This window comes from Mesorhizobium sp. M7A.F.Ca.US.006.04.2.1 (assembly GCF_004022915.1).
GTDB classification, from domain to species: domain Bacteria; phylum Pseudomonadota; class Alphaproteobacteria; order Rhizobiales; family Rhizobiaceae; genus Mesorhizobium; species Mesorhizobium ciceri.
The window spans coordinates 1-392 of sequence record NZ_RZQA01001694.1 but is presented as its reverse complement, the minus strand read 5'-3'; the positions used below and the strand labels follow the sequence as shown (position 1 = coordinate 392).

The 392-nt window shown below is 56.4% G+C and carries 1 protein-coding gene; it reads left to right on the top strand.

Annotation, left to right across the window (positions count from 1 at the left end; all coding sequences use genetic code 11):
* Window positions 1-205: 205 nt before the first annotated feature.
* A partial coding sequence (locus EN925_RS39450; protein ID WP_164894866.1) for an HU family DNA-binding protein occupies window positions 206-392 on the top strand: 187 nt, incomplete at its 3' end.

The window sequence follows — 392 nt, the reverse complement described above, 5'->3', positions numbered from 1 at the left end:
ATGCGTTGGTTTTCGTCGAGGTTGCAGCGCACAAACGGAGAGCCGGGCCTGACGCCCGGCTTTTTCATGTGAAAAACCCCGGAATTCCGGGCTTTTTCCGCTTTTTTCCTGCCTTTTCGACTTGGTTGCGGGAGCGCTTCTTTCTAAAGTCCGTTTCCTGCCGGATGAGTCGATAGTTCCGGTGTTCTCATGGAAGGGAATTTTTATGAACAAGAACGAACTGGTGTCCGCTGTCGCCGACGCCGCGAGCATTTCGAAGGGTGACGCGCAGTCGGCGGTCGATGCGGTATTTTCCGTGATCACCGGCGAACTGAAGAAGGGCGGCGATGTCCGGCTTGTCGGCTTTGGCAATTTCACCGTGTCAAAGCGTGCCGCCTCGACCGGCCGCAATC